Raw genomic sequence first — 19,749 nt, 5'->3', positions numbered from 1 at the left:
AGTGGGCGGCTGGGAAGTCATGACGGCGAGTTCTGGCCGCGAGGGCGTGGCTAAGGCTCTTGCCGAACAGCCTGATGCTATTCTTTTGGACGTGATGATGCCGGATCAAGACGGGCCTACTACTTTTCAACAGTTACAAGCTAATCGTGCTACGCAGCACATTCCGGTAATTTTATTGACGGCTAAGGCTCTTGCTAGCGACAGGCGGATGTTTGCGGATTTGGGGGTGGTGAGCGTGATTCCTAAGCCTTTTGAACCGATGTTTTTGGCGGCTATGGTGGCTCAAGCTTTGGGTTGGGATCTAGAATAGCTCGATCGCCCGCATTGAATTTGTAACTTTCAAAACACATTGCTCCTGCTGGCTGCTCGGAAAAATAAAAACTGGCAGGAGTATTTTGCTTTTTGTAACAATTTGCTCATCTTCATAAGTTCTTCAGTTTTTCGTTTTAATTTAAACACATAGTCGGGGATCGATCCTGACTGTTGGCAGACACCTTTGGAGAAGACGACTATGCCCTCAGCTTACATTTTGCTACTGATAGTTTCTCTGGCGGCAGTCTGGATTTACTGGCAAAACTCTCAAGATATTTTTGTGCTTGTGGCTTTGGCCGGACTGGGTTGTTTTATTTGGGGTTTTTATTTGGCCCCTTGGATGGTTCAGCTTGTGATTGTGGTGTTGCTGCTGGGGCTTCAAAAGTGGTACTTGGGAAACACTCAAAGTTGTGAGTGAAATTTTTTGTTGTTGTGTATGAATTTAATATCAGCCTGCACTCGTCAATCTCTGCAATCAATTAGTTATCGCTCGGTATCTTAAAAAAGGTTTAAAATATCATGAATAGTTGCCCTTGTTGTTCCTCTACACTGCTCCGCCACGCTCGCCACAATCGCGTTTACTGGTTTTGCTCTCACTGCTGGCAAGAAATGCCGGATCTGTCGGAGATGATTTTAAATAACAGTCTGCGGACTCACAAGCGGGACGGTTTGGTGAAGCTTCCTGCTTTGACTCCTAAATCGAGGATGTTGGATTCGGTAGGAATTGCTTAGTGACGATAAATATTCAGACGAAAAAAAATTTTGATAGTACCATCGGTTTTAATTTTTAATCAAAAATGCAAAATCCCCTTCGTTATCAATGAAGGGGACTTATTAGCGGGCGGGCGATCGCACTTGTAAAGGGGGTCGATCGCCACAAATTACAGCTATTTTATGGAGTTAAGCTGATTACATCAAACCGATTTGAGAGAGAATGCCTTGACCGGTGAGGAGTTCGGTAGCTAAGCCGATCACAAAACCCAGCATTGCCAAACGACCGTTCCAGGTTTCAGCGAACTCAGTGAAGCCTACTTTTGCGTTTTTGTTTTCCACGATCGGATACCTCGTTTAATTTCAACCTTATGTAACTAAACTTAACACAACAGTAAAAACATTGCAACATATTTTTACATTTAGTTTTCAAATGCCGGAGATAAGCGGGATGGGCCCACGGGGAGAGGGGTTTGTGGGCGATCGCACTTGTCGGGCGAGAAACCGGGTTTCTTGCGTGATTTCTCGTGACTCATCGCCAACACTCCTAGAAACCCGGTTTCTGAGGTGAGGGCGCGTAACTGGCGGTATCAGGTGGGCGAAAATCTTGGTGACATCATATATAAGGATGTCAGAAAAATAATTTTTAGTTAATACTTGACATCCCATAATTAAAACGCCATACTAAAAGCACAGCTAAAACAAAATATCGCATTCAAAATTAAGGAATGTTGATTGAGTCGTCTTAGCTACAGGGTTTATAGAACTCAAACGAGTTTCTAGCACCCCGTTGAGCGGAAAAAACGTCTAATGTCGTTTTAACAAGTTTGATACAAGCTTGACAAAATCGAAACATCATTGAGTTAGATTTCCCTTCAACGGTGTGCTACTAAACTCCTTTGAGTTCTGTAAGCCCTGTAGCTAAGACGCTAATCAAATCCCAACAAAATTACAGTGTTTTGTGGTAACAGATTGTCCTGTGCCGAGATGTTCATTTTTGAGCAAATCCACAAGCAACGTTCCATTAATGCTAGATGCGCGATACGTCGAGGCTGTCCAGTCAACCTCTTTGTAGGACACAATCAAATGACGGACAATCATCGAACCGCAGGCAGATCGACCGACCAACAGCAAGCTTTAGTTTCCATTTATTGGGATTATCAGAACATCCCAGATATAAAGCAAGCCAACAACTTATTGCTTTTTGCGAACTCATTGGGATATGTAGTTACCAAAAAGGTTTACGACAATTGGCAACAGAAGAATAAGGTTTCTCAAAAAACAACCTTGGTTAATCATGGCTGGGAATGTGTTACTGTAGTCCAGAAAATCCATGATGCTGTTGACTTCTGTTTGTTTTATGACTGTTCTGATGAAGCAGCAATTAGTCTGTATCCACACACATTTATTATTGGGTCTGGAGACGGCAATGGCGAAATCTTGATTCCTAAGCTGCAAAACAAGGGTAAAAAGGTGATAATCTTGGCTCGACCAGGTAATGAAAATAAAAATCTGGAAAGGCTCGCAAACGAATTCTACTTTGTTAATGAATTACCTAAGTTGCTTGAGGTTTACAAACTAGCAGCCTAAATATCCCTGAAATTCACCCCGCCGCAGATAGCAAAAATCCAGTTTATTTGATAAACTAGATGCTCCAAACCAACCGCTATTTGCGGCTCCTTCATGTCTGCCAACATAACAATACCAAACTCCAAAAGCAATAACAATTACCAAACTCCCATGCGACCGACTAATCAAACACAAGAACTCGAAATAACCATTCCCGAATTCAACAATGAAAAACTGCTGCGCCAAGCCCTAACCCACCGTTCCTACGTCAACGAAAACCCCACATTCCGCGAAGAAGACAACGAACGCTTAGAATTTCTCGGCGATGCTTTGCTGACATTTCTCAGCGGCGAATATCTCTATCAGCGCCACCCAGAAATGGGAGAAGACGAAATGACTCGCCGCCGTTCTGCATTGGTAGATGAAAAACAATTAGCCAGATTTGCTACGGAAATTGCTTTAGACTTAAAAATGCGGCTCGGAAAAGGAGCTTATCGAGAAGGCGGGATTACCAACCCCAATTTGCTCAGCAGCACCTTTGAAGCATTCATTGGCGCGTACTATCTCGATACGCAAGACATGGACAAAGTTCGCAACTTTGTATGGCAAATGTTTGATTCTGTACCCGACATTGTTGTGGAAACGCGATCGACTGTAGACTCGAAAAACCGCTTTCAGGAGTGGGTACAAGCCAACGGCGACGCGACTCCGCCCAAATATGCGACAGTCCAAGCCGGAGGTACGCCCCACCAGCCCCAATTTCTCGCTAAGGTTTATGTTGCAGAGAAATGCTATGGAGAAGGGAAAGGCAAAAGCAAGAAAGATGCTGAGAAAAATGCGGCAGAAGATGCGCTAGCAAAGCTCAAAAAACGCGGACTTATCTAAACGTGCAAATATCAGTAAAAACTACTAGCTTTTTTGCACGATGATACAATGGGGCGCGCATCCCCAACTTGCGGATCGACGAGCAAAATTAAGAAAATAAACAACAACAAAATGCTACCTCAAGCTACTCTTTTTTTCTGAGAGTAGAAGCTTTTTTAGCAATCTGAATTAAACCTTGAGGCGACATATACTTATCCACAGTGATGCGAGAAATGCGGTAGTTGTTTTTGAGTCTGTTTGCTCTAAAGAAATTGTCATTGTACAAATAACCAGTTAAATGATATTTAGGCAAAATCTTTTCCACTTGTCTGTTTGATTCGCCGTAGGGATAAGCTATGTGAGCGCCAACAATCTTATTTTTGTCCAAATCTCCCATACATTTTATCAATTCAGACTTAGATTTAGCAATTTCAAATTCTAATTCTTTTCCGGTAATTTGAGTAAAGTTTTTGTGAGCAAAACCGTGAGACTGAACATCATAAAAACCTTTTTTATATCCGCCTCTTAAATCGTTGCAACTAGCGTGGGCTATAAATTTTTTACCCATGTCCACACCTAAAAACTGAGGATTGACAAATAACACAAATTTGCCTTTTTTCTTGTGGACTGCTGAAAATTTTTCTAAGACGGGAAGTGCATTTACATGAACGCCTTTATACCCGTCATCAAAGGATATCATAATCGGTTTTTGACCCAATCTTTGAGCTGGTATTGGCTGGGACTTTTTGATAAAGTATACGTACAAGTCTTGAGATGATAATAACCAATAGTTTTCTTTCATTATATATTCTAAAAATACTGAAAAATCTTGTTTGGTGTAGTCTATGGAAAAAGCAAGGCGCTTTGGTGGCAATTGGGCTGGATTGCGAGTGTCTACAATGTCGTGAAAGCCGATTAAAGGGATTTTGATGAAATTAGATTCTACTGTCCAACCCGAAATACCTATGCAGATGCCAAATATCAGGAATAAGTAGAGGGGTTTGGCTTTCTTTAGCAGCCTAACAATAAATTTCCTCACAATTTTTGTATTTTTTAACAATTGCTCGAACTTCATAATTTATTTACTAATTTGTGTGATTTTTGTCTGTACCATTAATAGAGGCAAATTCAGCTAGTTTGACATTTTTGTGATATTTCTTTGGAATCTAGGTAGAGTGTGCGATGCAGTAGGTCGATCGCCCAAAATGATTTCGAGATCCACAATTAGGCTATAATCGGGGCTGGCGCGAGTGTTACCGCCGTCGATCGAGGGTTGCAATGGCAGAAATCCGTTGACGGGTGCGGAAGTGTCGATCGTACTTTTGGTAAATATCAGAGCAATTCATGTCTACTCAAAACCCGACTACCCTAACTGTTGAAGCAGCAAAGCAAATCCTCAAAGATTTTACTTGTCTGGATATGCAATCTGTAGCGTCGCCGCTGGAAAAACAGGCGCTGCGTGAAGCGATTTTGCTAGTAGCAAGTTTGTCGGATTACCAAATGCTGGGAGTTTGCGCTGCTTCGACGGATGAGGGTTTTTTAGCTTTAGAAACTTATTTGAAAGCTTTGGGATATCAAGCTGTTTTAGATCCAAATACTGGTTCGACCTTTACCGGTTCGGTTTATATTAAGTTCAATACTTTGAAGGGTTCCTATTATGTTGATGGTTATCCGGGAACTTACCGAGGCGTTTTAGTGTCGTGTCAATTTTCTTCGGAAGATGGAGTTAGCGGGACTTACGGCCATTTACCTCTCGATTTGTTTGTTGATTAATTTGTCAGGAGTCAGCAGTCATTAGTCAGTAGTCAGTAGTCAGTAGTCAGTCGATCAATTAAATTGAATAAAAAACCGACTGCGGACTAAGCTTTCGGGTGCGTCAGCCGATCGCCCCTCGATTCAGTCGAATCAAACACCGACTGACGCACCTTACTAAGATTAAATACGCTTGGGTTCAGCTCGATCCCCCCTTAGCTTGCCCCCTACTCGACCCCTACTCCCCTTAAAAAGGGGAGTAGGGGGTGGGACAAGAACTTACTGAAAGTCCCCCTTCTTAAGGGGGATTTAGGGGGATCTCCGAGGAATAAATAGTTTTAACTGAACCTTATTGTACTAAGATTAACCCTTACCAACGATTAATTCTGGCTCTTCTGGTTCCGGTGCAGTTTCTTCGGCTGGTATTCCTAAAATATCGCTGTACAAATTGACATATTTTTTTGCAGAAATATCCCAGCCAAAATCTTCTTTCATGCCGCGCTGTTGCAGTTCTTTCCACTTATCTTTGTAGCGGAAACTTTCCCATGTTCGGATCATGCAGGTGAACAAGTCGAGGGGTTCGTAGCGATCGAAGCAGTAACCCGTACCGGTATCATTAATTGGGTCGTTGTGGGAAACGGTATCGACTAAACCGCCGGTGCGGCGCACCATTGGGACGCAGCCGTAGCGGAGGGCGAGCATTTGGCTGATGCCGCAGGGCTCGAAACGGCTGGGCATCAGGAAGGTGTCGCAGCCTGCGTAAACGCGACGGGAGAGGGCTTCGTTGTAGAGCAATTGGGTGGACATCCGACCGGGATAGCGGGCTGTCATTTGCCAGAGTTGGGTTTCGTAGTAGCGATCGCCCGTTCCGAGTACAATAAACTGAGCGTCGGTATAGGCCATGAACAGATCGAGCATTTGAATGATCAAATCCAATCCCTTCTGTTCTACCAGCCGCGTCACCATGCCGATTAAAAAGGCACCTTTATTCACTTCCAAACCGACTTCTTCTTGCAGCGCAATTTTGTTAGCTGGGCGCTTTTCTAGCGTATCAACACTGAATTGTTGGTGGAGGTACTTGTCAGTTGCTGGGTTGTAAGATTCTGTATCAATTCCGTTCAAAATGCCCGAAACTTTGCCGCCGATGTAAGACAGCAAACCTTCCAAAGTTTCGCCGTAAGCTGGGGTTTTGATTTGCTCGGCGTAGGTGGGTGAAACTGTATTTACGCGATCGGCAAACTGTACTGCAGCAGCCATTGTATTGTGGCCTTGCATATACCAAGGACACCAAGTCATCTGTTCCAAACGCCAGCGCCACGGCCCTTGATAAGCTAAATTGTGAATAGTAAAAACCGTGCTGATATCGGGGTCAGGCTTCATCCAAACAGGTATCATCCCCGTGTGCCAGTCGTGACAGTGGATAATTTGGGGTTTCCAGTAATTCCAGGCAAATTCAGCGGCAGCATTAGCAAAAAAAGTGAACCTCCAATCTTCATCTAAACCGCCGTAAACGCGGCGCGGCAAGAAAGATGGATGTTGCAATAAGTATAAAGGTACATCGGTTCCCGCCAAAACACTTTCAAAGACTGAGAAATTTTGGAACATCGCCGCCCCATTCCAAACAGGTTTTTTGGGAACGTCCATTTTGTCGGGAACGAAGCCGTAGTAGGGCATAAAGATGCGGACATCGTGTCCCATGCGCCGCAAAAACTTAGGCAAAGCGCCGACGACATCGCCCATACCGCCAACTTTGGCGAGGGGTGCTGCTTCGGCAGATACAAATAAAATTCGCATTATTTTTGTGTGCTCCTTGGGATAGTTAGTCTAGAGTGAAATACCTAGCACTGACCTTCGGTGAGCGTGTAGGCTTCGTGTATCATCTGCCGTTGCTCTGTTGGGTATCTCATTACTGAGATTCGTCACTGAAGACGATCCGAGTCTGACACTGCATCTCTAGCTTTGCAGCCTTTATCCCTTCGTAGGGAACCCACGCAGAAGTCCTGTTTCCCAAGACCAAAAACTGTTTTCGTACAACAAACATGGTTTATATTTTACGGTATGGCGTTACCTTGCCAACCAGCGGTCTGTTTTTTCCCCCTTTCTCTCGCAGTTATCCTTGGTAAGCATACTACTGCTACTGTGACCTGTTGTTTGCAGTCGAGTGGGTGGGTCGCAACCACTTATATCTTACAAGTTTTTTTGTTAGAGAAACAGTAAATTGTCGCTCTTTTTCATATACCTTGCTTGGCTTATATCCCAACGCCCAATTGAGTACAATTACAGCGTGGGACTTACGCCAATTGAGTTAAGGAAATAGCGATCACCTTTTCCATCCCCTCTCATAAAAAGTGCGATCGCCCTCTTGACAGATTAGCAACAAATCCCGACTAATTCTGAGAATCTTCCTCAAAAGTTTCCTCAAATCCAGCTAAAAAGTCATCCAAAGCAACCGAGGCGATCGCCAAATTAATACTATCAGCATCTTCCCATCCCCACGTATTCACCCCAACCACTTGACCGGCCATATTAATCAAGGGCCCGCCGGAATTTCCCGGATTAATCGCCGCATCAGTTTGCAACACCTTCACCTCAGCAACACCATCATCATCTTCGTCGTCCACTTCCTCAGACTCGTCAGGTTCGCGAATTGCACTAATAATACCTTGAGTTATACTTGCAGCAAACTGTCCCAAAGGATTACCAACCGCAATTACTCGATCGCCCACTTTCACATCAAAAGATAACTCTAAAGGAGGATGCTCTTGGGGAGATTCTACTTGTTCCCCTGTTTCCGGGTCGAAGGTAAAATCGCTAATTAAAAGTAATGCTAAATCTTCTTCGACATTCCCAGTAAACACCACCTCCGCCAATCTCAACTTTCCGTCATTAGTTTCGACTAAAACCTGTTCGACTTCATCTGCTTCATAGAAGTAATCTTCATCAGCAATATCTTCGACAACGTGATAGTTAGTGACAATTATGTCAGGCGATACAAAGAAGCCGCTCCCCGAAGAAATCTCTTGTTTTGTATCCCAATCCATCACGTAAACTGAAACTATCGACGGCAAGATTTGTTCTACGACATCCGAAAAACTTCCGGCTTGAGTTTTAAACTCTTTCAATTGCTGCTGCAAAGCTTTTTGGTCTGCCTGCATTTTGCGATAAAGTTCCTGAACTTTTTTCAATTCAAGCTTTAATTGAGTTGCTCTAGCGCTCATATTTTGCCTTTCCCTGAAATAGATTGCTGATTTATTTTGGATGTTTGATTGTAGATTTTGGATTGGTATGTTGACCACAATCAGACTGAGACCCAAGAAACCCGGTTTTTCCGAAAAATCCTAGGCTTTGCACCCCGGCATCCATCCATAAACCTGGTTTCTCAACAGCAGCCCTCATACCAATTTAATGGATCGTTGCACATATCTAGATCCCCCTAAATCCCCCTTAAGAAGGGGAGTAGGGGTTGACTTTGAGAAGCATCTTTTCCCCCCCTTATTAAGGGGGGTTAGGGGGGATCGCATTCTATGCAGCCTCATAAAAAATTGGTATCAATTAGTCAGATATTTGTGAAATCATCCGCAATTTTCTCTAAAATTCCCATCAAACACCTAGAAACATACTGCTAATTTACTCGTTTTTGTCAAAGCGAACCGCCAGTTATTTTTTATCAATAAAAGGCGATATTTCGCGTTTAAGCGCCTTGACAAATAAATGCTGACTTGGTTTAGGAACCGCGTTGAACTTCGATAAAAATTTCCTCCAAAATTTCGCTTGCTCCCTGTTCCCGCAGGCGGTGAGCGAGGTCAATTCCCAGCATTTCAGCAGTCTCGGCAGCGCCGGAAACAGTATCTTTGACGAAGCGCTGGCCGTCGAGACTCGATACCATTCCGGTTAAGGTTAATTGACCGTTTTCTATTTTGGTATTAACGCCGATTGGTACTTGACAGCCGCCTTCTAATTCCCGCAGAAATGCGCGTTCAGCATAACATCTTTGGGCGGTTTCCGTATGTTCGAGAGCTTTAATCACTTCCATGATTTCTGTATCTCCGGCGCGGCATTCGATGCCCAGTGCACCTTGTCCGACGGCGTGAAGGGAGATTTCAGCAGGGATAATTTGGTGGATGCGATCGCCCATTCCCAATCTTTCCAATCCTGCAACTGCTAGAATAATGGCGTCGTAACCGCCATCATCTAATTTAGCGAGTCGAGTATTGAGATTGCCCCGAATATCTTTAAATTCAAAGTGAGGGAAATGGTGCCGCAGTTGAGCCAGCCGCCGCAGCGAAGAAGTGCCGATTACGGAACCTGCGGGGAGGGTGTCTAGTTGCTTGTCTTTGTGCTTGGAGTGAACTACTAGAGCGTCAGCGGGATTTTCCCGTTCGGTGACGCATCCTAAAATTAAACCTTCGGGCAAATTGGTAGGTAAATCTTTGAGGGAATGAACGGCAAAGTCCGTTTCATTGTTAATCATTCCCGTTTCTAATTCTTTGGTAAAAAGTCCTTTGTCGCCAATTTTAGCGAGGGCGACATCAAGAATTATGTCCCCTTGGGTGGACATGGTGTGGACTTCAAAAGTGTGTTCCGGGAAGTGTTTCTGTAGCTGTTCTTGCACCCAGTGGGTTTGCACTAGAGCGAGTTGGCTTTTGCGGGAACCGATGCGGACGGTTCGGGAGGGGGCAGATGTGGTTGGGGACATAAGATCGATCGGAGGATAGCTTGAAATTAGCCAATATATTCACCTGATCTAGCGTACCGCAGGTGGGGACTTTAATTGCTGGTTGGCACAATTAGGGGGATAAAACTGAGCCGATCGACCTGGAGAGCCAAAGGCAGCCGACGGTGTATGATTTGCCTAGGCTCGATCGGGCCCAAGCTGGTGCAAGCTGAAGAGTTTGCTCCCAGGTTGCAGGATTTGAGGAGAGAAATTTGGGAATAAGGGGGAAAGGGCGATTTAAGTGCGATCGAACTTCTCAAGCCACCGAATAGTTTACCATCAACAGTGGACTTATTGCATAAATCACAAGTTCGATCGGTCAACCGCAGATGCCAGAAAGATAAACACCGATGGACGCAGATAATTTCTAGATTCTTTGCGAAAAAATGCAATTCAAGTCTAGTGATAGCTATTACCAAATCTCAAATCTCAAATCTCAAATAGTATTAACGCGACCCAGCTTGAAGTGCAGAATTTGCTATCCGAACAACTTCTGACTGCCGTCCATTTTTGATACTTACTCGGTACAGCACGCCCAGCCTTTGCCATTCAACATAAGAAATGCAGTAATTACCGCAAGTTTGGAAATAAATTCCCCTCATTCTGCCCGCTAATTCAATGCGTCTGTAAGTATCTCTCGGCAATTGCGAAGGAGGCGAAAACGGTTCATTTCTTTTAGCTTCGATTGTGCCGAAAGCACAGGCTCCCCCGCGGCATCCTTTGCCTAAATATATTTCAACAATGTAACCGTGGGAGCCAGCTTGCACATCAAAATCAAGTTGCTCAGTGTCAGGTAAAGGAAGTATATTAGGAACAAAAACAGGTACTCGCGTTTTGCCTTTGATTTGCCGAACAATGTTGCTCGCCGGAAAACGAAGGTTGGCTCGATTTCCACCTGAATTATCAATAATTGATGGGATTTTTTTGACAAATTTTTTCCACTGCAAAACTCTATTTTTAGCGACGTTCAAAGTAGGAATTAAAAATTTTTCTACAGCAAGAGAAGGGCGACCGTTTTTTTGATTGAAGTTGCGGCGAATCACTGTAGTTTGCGGTTTGCTCAACCCGTAAGTTGAGGCGATTTCGCGGGCGAGATTGCAGCTAATTTTGAAGCGTCCCATCTCAATGTTGCCATTTTCGGTTTCATAAGACCAATTGTAACCGACAGAAGTGCGATCGCGATCGCACAAAAAACTCGTAATCTCAAACATCTTGGCAATATGAACGTCGTACAACCGCAACTTGCGGCGATCGGCCGATTTTTTAGGTTGGCGATCGGGTACAATAAACTGTACGGATTGCCAGCCATCTTTAGAAGTATAATTAAACCAGCGAATTTCTGCAATCAAGGCTTCTGTCTTTGCTGCGGCTGAGTAGGGTGTCAAAAGTGCGAGCGTCAAAACAGCAACCGCACCAGCAAAAATCGCCCCAAATAGCCATCTTCCCCTCATCCTAATTTCCCTCTAAATAAGCATAAAAAACCATATTACATTCTTGTACGGGTGAGTGTCGCTTAACATTTACCGTACAATAACCGTAAGGTGCGCCCGCGCACCCTACATAATTAGTTACTTCATCCCATCCTGCAAAACTTAACGCTTTCCCGCTAAAATAGCAGAATTTGCTATTAAAGTTAAATCCGATTCGCGTCCATTTTTCATTGATACAGTATACATAAATCCCAGCTTTTTCCACTCAATCGATGCTGTACAGTAAGCCCCGCAACCGTTATGAAAAACTCCTGTGACTCCCCCAGCAAGTTTAACATTTTTTAAAGTCTTAGTTACCCCTTCTAACTTCGTAGAAAATTCACCGCCTTTTTGAGCTCGAACTTCCCCAAAACTACAAGCTCCCGCACCTCGGCAATCTGCTGTATAGTCCATAGAAATAGTATAGCTGTCTGCTGTCGCTTGGGTTTGGTAGTAAAACTTCTGCGAAATAGGGAGGCGGCTGGGAATAAAAATTGGCACTTGTGTTTTGCCTTTTAATTTTGCCAAAATTTGACTTACCGGCACAGCAGTACCCACTACAGCCACAGATTTTGTTTCCGGCAACCGCTGCAACAATTCGCCCGCACCCAAAACTCGCGATACAGGTACTAAAGCAGTCAATACACACGCAGAAGCCGCCAAAAGTAATAATTTCTTGTTCACGGTTTTTCTCTTGATTTTGAAATAGTCCAGTTTTGCGCCAGAGCGCATTCACACATTTACAACGATACTCCAAAATACAAAAATCACAATAGGAATTCAGGAAAAAAATTAGTTTAAATTTTGTTTAGAAAATTTCTAAAAGATAGATTTGTCTATAAAATAAAGAAGGCGACAAAATTAGGAGTCGAACGTGGAACTGCAAGAGTATTTACGCCAGCACGGATTGGAAACTTTGTGCGAAACTTATCATATCAAAGTTACCCGCCACCGCCAATACCCGAATCTAGTCTGTTTGAAATACTCGCAGATAGAATCTCCCCTGGGTGAAAAAATAGTCCAGCAGTGCCGGGGTATTATTTTAGATGAGTCTCAAGATTGGCAGATTGTTTCTTATCCCTACGACAAATTTTTTAATTACGGGGAAGGTCACGCCGCGGCAATTGATTGGAGTCATGCCAAGGTTTACGAAAAATTAGACGGTTCTTTGACTGTACTTTATTTTTATCAAGGAGAATGGAGAGTTCAATCTAGCGGCACTCCCGACGCAGCGGGCGAAGTTAACGGTTTTGGGTTCAGCTTTGCCGAACTGTTTTGGAAAGTCTGGCAAGAATTGGGATATCAATTGCCGACAGAAACTGACCATTGTTTTATCTTTGAGTTGATGACACCTTACAATAGAATAGTTGTTCAACAAGCCAACAATCAAATCGTGTTGCACGGAGTTCGCAATACTCAAACACTCCTAGAAATAGATCCGAGTTTTTGGGGGAAAAAATACGGCTGGGAATTAGTCGCATCCTATCCTTTAACTAGCTGGAAAGAAGTCATCGAAGCAGCCCAACATTTAGATCCGATGGATTCGGAAGGGTATATTATTTGCGATGCTAACTTCAACAAAGTTAAAGTTAAGTCTCCCCAGTACGTCGCGATTTCTCACCTTCGCGAAGGATTTTCTACGCGCCGGATGATTGAAATTATTTTGACGAATGAAGGAGAAGAGTTTTTAGCTTATTTTCCTGAGTGGAGTGCTTTGTATCAAAAAGTTAAGCAAAAATATGAATTGTTAGTCCAAGAAATTGAGGAGGTTTACCGACAACAAGAACATATCGAAGTGCAGAAAGATTTTGCGCTGGCTGTGAAACATTTGCCGTATTCGGGGATTTTGTTTTCTTTGCGGGGCCGCAGAGTTGCGGGCGTGAAAGAAGCTCTGCGCGATGTTACAATTCATAAGATAGAGGAGTTATTGGGTTTGGATTACATCAATTTAGGTTTGTAAACTAACCGCTAGATGATTTGTAGTCGCATCAAGTAAGATGCGAGTGTACAATTTCCAGCCTCCCCAGTAGGCACAGGTGCGTCGCCATGAGATTGTCGATGAAATTTAGATATTTTTGAGGGCGACGCACCCTACCAGTTACTATTATTTATTGCAATGAAAAGAGTTGTTGTACTTGTCGGTTTACCTGCTTCTGGAAAATCTCAATTCGCGCGAGAATTGCTGCTGTCTGAACCTGCCAGATGGGTGCGGACGAATAAAGATTTACTGCGAGAAATGGCTCATGCTTCTCATTGGTCGCCGGCTAATGAAAAGTTTATTTTGCAGTTGAGAGATACGATTATTTTGATGGCTTTGGAAAGCGGCAAGCACGTAATTGTTGATGATACTAATTTTGGGCCTCATATCGAGCAGATCAAACAGTTGGTGAAGGGGAAAGCTATCGTTGAGGTTAATGATTCTTTTCTGCAAGTTCCGGTGGAGGAATGTATTAAACGGGATTTGAAAAGACTTAATTCGGTGGGGAAAGATGTGATTTTGAAGATGTACAATAAGTATGTGCGGGTTTCTGTTGAACCGCCGGAATACAACCCGGATTTGCCGGATGCAATTATGGTGGATATGGACGGTACTTTGGCGCTTCTCAACGGCAGAAATCCTTTTGATGCTTCAAAGTGCGATCGCGATTTACCGAATCAGCCCGTCTTAGATACCGTCCGCAAGTGGCAAACCAGCGCTAATATTATTGTAGTATCGGGAAGAACCGATGACTGTCAGCCTCAAACTGAAAAATGGTTGCAGCAGTACGAGGTGAATTATCAGAGTATTTATATGCGAAAAACCGGAGATATGAGGAAGGATGCGATTATGAAGGAGGAAATCTATCAGCAGCATATTGCAGGGCAATATAATGTTAAGTTTGTGTTGGACGATCGCCAGCAAGTTGTTGATATGTGGCGCAGCTTGGGATTGACTGTATTTCAAGTAGATGAAGGGGATTTTTAAGAGTAACAGAAACTGACAAGACGGCGGTTGAAACCGCGTCTACACAAATGAAACCTCGGCGGTTGAAACCGCGTCTACACAAACGATGTCCGCCTCCGCGGACTGAAGAAGTCTACTCGTTACCAGGCTGTGCCTGGTAACGCAGATCCGGAGGCTCTGCCTCCTTTTTCCCCGAGGCAGAGCCTCGCTGATATTGGTTCCCAGGCTGTGCCTGGGAACCAATTATTCATGGCAAAATAGTTCAAATTATCGCGTCCAAGCCAACCATTTATTGAATAAATTCTTCACAAACGGCGTTAACCGAGTGCGGTTGTAAGCATCTCCGGCTTTGCGAATTGCTTCCGCTTGTGTCGGATACGGGTGAATTGTGCTAGCAATCTTTCCCAAACCAATATTGTTAACCATTGCTAAAGTAATTGTATTAATCATCTCGCCGGCGTGTCGGGCGACAATCGTTGCACCTAATATTTTGTCGCTGCCTTTTTTGACGTTTATTTTCACAAAACCTTCTTCTTCGCCGTCAATAATTGCCCGATCGACTTTATCGAAAGGAATCAAAAATGTATCGACATCAATTCCTTGGGCTTGAATTTCGCGATCGCCCATTCCGACGCGCGCAATTTCCGGATCTGTATAAGTACACCAAGGTATCGTCAAAGCGCTGAGCTTTTTGCGCCCGAAAAACAGAGTGTTTTGAATCACCATTCTCGCGGCAAAATCAGCGGCGTGAGTAAATTTATATTTCATGCAAATGTCTCCAGCGGCATAAATGCGGGGATTGGTAGTTTGCAAATTGTCGTTGACAAATACGCCTTTTTGTGTATCGTATTCAACGCTGACAGATTCCAGATTCAATCCTTCCACGTTGGGCGATCGCCCCACACTCACAATAATTTGATCTACTATTACCGATGCTTCCTGGTTTTGCGATTGATAATAAACTACTTTGCCTGCATTTGTTTGCTCAACCCGCTCTATTTGAGATTCAAGTATTAGTTGAATTCCTTCGCGCAGAAAAACCTGCTGCACAATTGTCGCAGCATCCGCATCTTCCTTGTCCAAAATATGAGCATTTTTGTGCAGCAATACGACTTCCGAGCCCAGCCTGCGAAAAGCTTGAGCCAATTCGCAGCCGATCGCCCCAGCGCCAATTACGGCCAAACGCTGAGGCCTTTCTGTGAGGTTAAATACAGTTTCATTCGTCAGATATCCAGCTTCCTGTAAGCCGGGAATTTGGGGTTGTCGCGCCCTTGCACCTGTGGCAATTACTGCTTTTTTAAACCGCAGAGTTTGACCAGCAACTTCTATGGTAGAATTGCTAGTGAAACTACCGGAACCTAAGAAAACATCGACTCCTAATTGGTGCTGGTAGCGTTCAACAGAATCCACATCGCTGATTCCGGATCTAATGCGGCGCATCCGTTCCATGACTGCGGGAAAATCCACTTCTGGATTGTTAGAAAGATGAACGCCAAATTTATGAGCATTCCAGATATCGCCGACAGTGCGCGAGGATCGAATTAAACTTTTTGAAGGTACGCAACCGACATTCAAACAATCGCCACCCATCAAATGTTTTTCAATCAAAGCAACTTTTGCGCCCAAACCTGCCGCCCCGGCTGCGACAATTAATCCGGCGGTTCCCGCGCCAATTACTACTAAATTGTAACTGCTAGCTGGCTGGGGATTCACCCAATCTGACGGATGCAAATAGGAGACTAATTTTTGGTTGTATTCGTCCATCGGGGGGACGGTTACGCGATCGGTTTTTGACTGCGACACGAGCAAATTCTCCTAATTAAACAGTTTCATCCAAAGCCTTGCGAGCAATCTTAGTTATATATAAAGTTACTGCGACAGCAGCAGTAAAACCGATCAAATTTATCGACCATTTTACAGCTTCTGCTTGGGGATTTGTCGGTACAGTTGCCGTACCAATTGCAGCAATATCTCCTATCAATGAACCAGAGTAAACGTACATCAAAGTTCCCGGAATCATCCCGAAGGAACCCAACACGTAATCTTTTAAAGAAACTTGGGTAACTCCCAAGGCGTAATTCAATAAATTGAAGGGAAATAAAGGACAAAGGCGGGTTAAAAATACTATTTTAAATCCTGATTTAGCAACGGCGCGATCGAGGGCTTTGAACTTCGGGTGAGCTTCCATATATTTTACCACGCGATCGCGCGACAGGTATCGCCCGATCGCAAAAGCAAAGGTAGCCCCTAAAGTTGCTGCGACAAACACGTAGATGGAACCCCACCACAGGCCAAACAGCACCCCGCCTCCGAGGGTGAGGGCGGAACCAGGTACAAACAGTACAGTAGCTAAGTTGTAGATAGCGATGAAAGCGACTGGGCCCCAAATGCCTAAATCCTGGATTTGGCTTAAAACAGTTCTTAAAAGTTGTTGAACGTAGGGAGATTTAGTTGCTACAATTAAGAGGGGGATGAAAAGGGCGATCGACAAAAACCAGAATTTTTGTTTAATTTTTTTATGGGAATAATTGGGATTTAGTTCTGGTGGCATAATTCATCCGTAAATAGTTATTTGTATTATATTAGAAGTAGAGGATTTTTTTTGAACCGCAGAGGACGCAGAGGGCGCAGAGAAAGATTCCAGAGAGTGAAAGGTTATTTAATCAGTGAATATTTTTTGCCAATTTAAGTTATTGTTACAACTCACTCTAAAATAGACAGGCTATGATCGCAAAAAAGCAACTCCCAATTCCTGAATATTTCGAGGCAAAAAAAGTATGCGAAGTTTGGCGCGTACCTTACCAAGAACGGGCTTTTCAAGCTAAAAGTTGGGCGAAAAAGCACAAGATTCCGCCTGCCGCCAGCGACACAAACCGCATTTGTTTGTTGATAATCGATGCCCAAAATACTTTTTGTTTGCCTGATTTTGAACTATTTGTAGGCGGGCGTTCCGGTAGCGGTGCAGTAGACGACAACCTGCGCTTGTGCGAGTTCATTTACCGCAATTTAGATAGAATTACAACTATTGCGCCGACAATGGACACCCACACTGCGATGCAAATTTTTCATCCGATTTTTTGGATAAATGATGCAGGCGAACACCCGCAACCAGCCGCCACATTAATTACTTTGGAAGACGTGCAGCAAGGTATCTGGAAAGTCAACCCAGCCGTCGCCGACAGCATCAGCGGTGGCAATTTTTTGGCACTGGAAAAACACGCTCTTCACTACGTGCAGAAACTCAGCGATGACGGCAAATTTCCCTTGACAATTTGGCCCTATCACTCGATGTTAGGCGGCATCGGACACGCCTTGGTTTCCGCTGTGGAAGAAGCGATATTTTTTCACAGCATCGCCCGCAACAGTCAAGCACTTTTTGAAATCAAAGGCGGCAATCCGTTAACAGAAAATTATTCAGTTTTGCGGCCGGAAGTTTTAGACGGGCCAGAGGGGATTTCTATTGCCCAAAAAAATGCTGAGTTGATCGATAAGTTGCTCGGTTTTGATGCGGTAATTATTGCGGGGCAAGCAAAAAGTCACTGCGTTGCTTGGACGATTGATGATTTGCTAACGGAGATTTTGGCGCGAGATGTGAAGTTGGCTAAGAAAGTTTATTTGTTGGAAGATTGCACTTCGCCTGTGGTTGTTCCTGGTGTGGTTGATTTTACCGAAGCAGCAGATGCGGCTTTTCTAAGATTTGCAGAAGCGGGAATGAATGTGGTTCAATCTACTCAGTTGGAGCTATAATAAAGATAAGTTAGCAACAGGCTATGACTATGACCTTAGTATCTAATGAGCCGTCGGTTATTATCCGTACAGAGCGTGGGTTGACGATCGCAGGTACGCGCATCACTCTGTACGACGTGATGGACTATGTAATCGCCCAGTATCCGCCTAAGTTCATTCGTTCCCTGTTTGATTTGACAGAGGATCAAATTAATGCAGCCCTCTCCTACATAGATACACATCGGGCAGAAGTTGATGCAGAATACCAAGTTGTTCTTAAGGAGACTGAGGAACTTCGGCAATATTACGAAGAACAAAATCGCGATCGTGTTGCCCGCATTGCTACCCTGCCACCACCACCGGGGTTGGAAGCTGCTTGGGAAAAGCTTCAAGTATCCAAGGCGCGTCACCAACTTCAGTAATGATTTTTTTAATAGATCACAACTTTAAGGGACACGGGCGAGTCCTTCTTGGCAGTATTGCTAGCCAAGGTTGGCTTGATTTTGTGCAAATTCGCTTCGTCATGTTTGAGGAGGTGGGATTGTCAATTGATAGTAGCGATCGAGTTGTTTGGAGAATCGCTCAGGAAAATCAAATGATTTTACTCACAGCTAATCGAAGTATGAAAGATGAAGACTCATTGGAGCAAGTCATGCGCGAAGAAAACACTCCAGGCTCATTACCAGTTGTGACAATTGGTAATGCCGATCGAGTGTTAAATGACTCAATTTATCGAGAACGGTGTGTCGAGCGTATTGTTGAGATTGCCATTTATACTGGCAATTACATAGGCGCAAGAAGAGTTTTTATTCCGTGAACTATCGCAGCCTGCCTATTGCACACCTTACTTCTAAATGCTTTGACTCTAACCTACGAACAGCAGGAAATGTTGATTAAAATTCTCCAAAACCGTCACCGCGAAAGTCGCCGTGCAGAAATAGCTGCGGATGCCCAACAAACCTTGGCTGATTTCCGTGCAGGCAAATTTCGATCGCAGTCAGCCGAGGAAGTCATTGCAGCTTTGGGCCAATATTTATCAACTGATCGATCGAATCTAACTTACCCAAAAAACTCTTTATATAGCAATCCTAAATCATTTTCAATAACTGGTTAAGAGCCTAGGAATTGATGTCACTATTGAAGAGCCTCGCCTGCGAGAATGGAGGCAGAGCCTCGCCTATCTGCGTTACCAGGCAGAAATTTTGGCGCGAGATGTGAAGTTGGCAAAGAAGGTTTATTTGTTGGAAGATTGCACTTCGCCTGTGGTTGTTCCTGGTGTGGTTGATTTTACCGAAGCAGCAGATGCGGCTTTTCAAAGATTTGCAGAAGCGGGAATGAATGTGGTTCAATCTACTCAGTTTGAGCTAGAATAAAGATAATACCAATTTCATAAAGTAGCGCTAGATATTACCCCCCCCACCCCCCCTTATTAAGGGGGGGCTAAGAATTTATCCATAGCACATCTTTAGAAGAATGGTATAAGTTTGAGCTAGAATAAAGATAATACCAATTTCATAAAGTAGCGCTAGATATTACCCCCCCAACCCCCCCTTATTAAGGGGGGGCTAAGACTTCATCCATAGCATATCTTTAGAAAAATGGTATAAGTTAGCAACAGGCTATGAGTATGACCTCGGTATTTAATGATATGAATACTCTTGACCAAGTGCTAGAAACTGCTTTAAAAC

The 19,749-nt window shown here is 43.9% G+C and carries 21 protein-coding genes and 1 pseudogene; 13 read left to right on the top strand and 9 right to left on the bottom strand.

The genetic code is table 11. The features are described from left to right. The 3 genes from WBA89_RS11580 to WBA89_RS11570 form a co-directional block, all read left to right on the top strand. A partial coding sequence (locus tag WBA89_RS11580) for a response regulator (RefSeq protein WP_424406497.1) occupies nucleotides 1-310 on the top strand: 310 nt, incomplete at its 5' end. A 201-nt stretch (nucleotides 311-511) separates the two neighbouring features. Then, the gene (locus WBA89_RS11575; RefSeq protein WP_193975182.1) at nucleotides 512-730 is read left to right on the top strand and encodes a hypothetical protein; all 219 of its coding nucleotides are present in this window, start codon (nucleotides 512-514) and stop codon (nucleotides 728-730) included. Nucleotides 731-831: 101 nt separating this feature from the next. After that, entirely contained in the window at nucleotides 832-1,044 is a 213-nt protein-coding gene (locus WBA89_RS11570) for a hypothetical protein (RefSeq protein ID WP_424406495.1), read from the top strand. A gap of 177 nt (nucleotides 1,045-1,221) precedes the next feature. Here WBA89_RS11570 and WBA89_RS11565 read toward each other — a convergent pair whose 3' ends face one another. Then, on the bottom strand, nucleotides 1,222-1,365 hold the full coding sequence (locus tag WBA89_RS11565; protein ID WP_424406493.1) for a chlorophyll a/b-binding protein: 144 nt from the start codon (nucleotides 1,363-1,365) through the stop codon (nucleotides 1,222-1,224). Nucleotides 1,366-2,109: 744 nt separating this feature from the next. On the opposite strand from WBA89_RS11565, the gene WBA89_RS11560 reads away from it, so the two are divergent. Beyond that, nucleotides 2,110-2,613, top strand: a complete 504-nt coding sequence (locus WBA89_RS11560; protein ID WP_373533782.1) for an NYN domain-containing protein — start codon at nucleotides 2,110-2,112, stop codon at nucleotides 2,611-2,613. A gap of 93 nt (nucleotides 2,614-2,706) precedes the next feature. After that, nucleotides 2,707-3,477 (top strand): ribonuclease III, encoded by a 771-nt coding sequence (gene rnc / locus WBA89_RS11555; protein ID WP_424406491.1) that lies wholly within the window; start codon nucleotides 2,707-2,709, stop codon nucleotides 3,475-3,477. 124 nt (nucleotides 3,478-3,601) lie between these two features. On the opposite strand, the gene WBA89_RS11550 is transcribed toward rnc, so the two are convergent. Beyond that, nucleotides 3,602-4,531 (bottom strand): polysaccharide deacetylase family protein, encoded by a 930-nt coding sequence (locus WBA89_RS11550; protein WP_424406489.1) that lies wholly within the window; start codon nucleotides 4,529-4,531, stop codon nucleotides 3,602-3,604. Nucleotides 4,532-4,800: 269 nt separating this feature from the next. Here WBA89_RS11550 and WBA89_RS11545 point away from each other — a divergent pair, with 269 nt between their 5' ends. Next, complete coding sequence (locus WBA89_RS11545; RefSeq protein ID WP_424406487.1) at nucleotides 4,801-5,229, top strand: DUF1824 family protein; 429 nt, start codon at nucleotides 4,801-4,803, stop codon at nucleotides 5,227-5,229. Between the two features lie 342 nt (nucleotides 5,230-5,571). Here WBA89_RS11545 and glgA read toward each other — a convergent pair whose 3' ends face one another. From glgA to WBA89_RS11520, 5 genes are all read right to left on the bottom strand, one after another. Next, on the bottom strand, nucleotides 5,572-7,002 hold the full coding sequence (gene glgA, locus WBA89_RS11540; protein ID WP_424406485.1) for a glycogen synthase GlgA: 1,431 nt from the start codon (nucleotides 7,000-7,002) through the stop codon (nucleotides 5,572-5,574). A 593-nt stretch (nucleotides 7,003-7,595) separates the two neighbouring features. Continuing rightward, nucleotides 7,596-8,426 (bottom strand): S1C family serine protease, encoded by an 831-nt coding sequence (locus WBA89_RS11535; RefSeq protein ID WP_424406483.1) that lies wholly within the window; start codon nucleotides 8,424-8,426, stop codon nucleotides 7,596-7,598. A 506-nt stretch (nucleotides 8,427-8,932) separates the two neighbouring features. Then, nucleotides 8,933-9,904, bottom strand: coding sequence for a hydroxymethylbilane synthase (gene hemC / locus WBA89_RS11530; RefSeq protein ID WP_424406481.1), 972 nt, complete (start codon nucleotides 9,902-9,904; stop codon nucleotides 8,933-8,935). A gap of 464 nt (nucleotides 9,905-10,368) precedes the next feature. Next, nucleotides 10,369-11,373, bottom strand: a complete 1,005-nt coding sequence (locus WBA89_RS11525; RefSeq protein ID WP_424406479.1) for a hypothetical protein — start codon at nucleotides 11,371-11,373, stop codon at nucleotides 10,369-10,371. A gap of 141 nt (nucleotides 11,374-11,514) precedes the next feature. Beyond that, entirely contained in the window at nucleotides 11,515-12,075 is a 561-nt protein-coding gene (locus WBA89_RS11520) for a hypothetical protein (protein ID WP_424406477.1), read from the bottom strand. A gap of 190 nt (nucleotides 12,076-12,265) precedes the next feature. Between WBA89_RS11520 and WBA89_RS11515 the strand changes: the two genes are divergently transcribed. Both WBA89_RS11515 and WBA89_RS11510 read left to right on the top strand, forming a co-directional pair. Then, entirely contained in the window at nucleotides 12,266-13,351 is a 1,086-nt protein-coding gene (locus WBA89_RS11515; protein WP_424406475.1) for an RNA ligase, read from the top strand. A gap of 156 nt (nucleotides 13,352-13,507) precedes the next feature. Beyond that, nucleotides 13,508-14,356, top strand: coding sequence for an AAA family ATPase (locus tag WBA89_RS11510; RefSeq protein WP_424406473.1), 849 nt, complete (start codon nucleotides 13,508-13,510; stop codon nucleotides 14,354-14,356). A 246-nt stretch (nucleotides 14,357-14,602) separates the two neighbouring features. Here the strand turns inward: WBA89_RS11510 and WBA89_RS11505 are convergent, their stop codons facing one another. Together WBA89_RS11505 and WBA89_RS11500 are read right to left on the bottom strand one after the other, a co-directional pair. Beyond that, nucleotides 14,603-16,138, bottom strand: a complete 1,536-nt coding sequence (locus WBA89_RS11505) for a mercuric reductase (RefSeq protein ID WP_424406471.1) — start codon at nucleotides 16,136-16,138, stop codon at nucleotides 14,603-14,605. A 16-nt stretch (nucleotides 16,139-16,154) separates the two neighbouring features. Further along, nucleotides 16,155-16,886: a TVP38/TMEM64 family protein gene (locus tag WBA89_RS11500; protein WP_424406469.1), complete on the bottom strand. Its 732-nt coding sequence runs from the start codon at nucleotides 16,884-16,886 to the stop codon at nucleotides 16,155-16,157. Nucleotides 16,887-17,059: 173 nt separating this feature from the next. Between WBA89_RS11500 and WBA89_RS11495 the strand changes: the two genes are divergently transcribed. The 5 genes and pseudogenes from WBA89_RS11495 to WBA89_RS11475 form a co-directional block, all read left to right on the top strand. Further along, nucleotides 17,060-18,082 carry an isochorismatase gene (locus WBA89_RS11495; protein WP_424406467.1) on the top strand — a complete coding sequence of 341 codons (1,023 nt, stop codon included), beginning with the start codon at nucleotides 17,060-17,062 and terminating at the stop codon, nucleotides 18,080-18,082. Nucleotides 18,083-18,105: 23 nt separating this feature from the next. Next, entirely contained in the window at nucleotides 18,106-18,483 is a 378-nt protein-coding gene (locus WBA89_RS11490) for a DUF433 domain-containing protein (protein ID WP_424406465.1), read from the top strand. Then, nucleotides 18,483-18,878 carry an ACP S-malonyltransferase gene (locus WBA89_RS11485; protein WP_424406463.1) on the top strand — a complete coding sequence of 132 codons (396 nt, stop codon included), beginning with the start codon at nucleotides 18,483-18,485 and terminating at the stop codon, nucleotides 18,876-18,878. The genes WBA89_RS11490 and WBA89_RS11485 overlap by 1 nt, the downstream gene beginning before the upstream one ends. Nucleotides 18,879-18,896: 18 nt before the next feature. Beyond that, on the top strand, nucleotides 18,897-19,175 hold the full coding sequence (locus tag WBA89_RS11480) for a hypothetical protein (protein ID WP_424406461.1): 279 nt from the start codon (nucleotides 18,897-18,899) through the stop codon (nucleotides 19,173-19,175). 82 nt (nucleotides 19,176-19,257) lie between these two features. Continuing rightward, nucleotides 19,258-19,434: pseudogene (locus WBA89_RS11475) on the top strand (isochorismatase); the annotation flags it as partial. Nucleotides 19,435-19,749: the final 315 nt, after the last annotated feature.

Source organism: Microcoleus sp., from assembly GCF_049646505.1.
Lineage (GTDB): Bacteria > Cyanobacteriota > Cyanobacteriia > Cyanobacteriales > Microcoleaceae > Microcoleus.
Note: the sequence above shows the minus strand (reverse complement) of the source record. Positions and strands in the feature narration are given on the sequence as shown.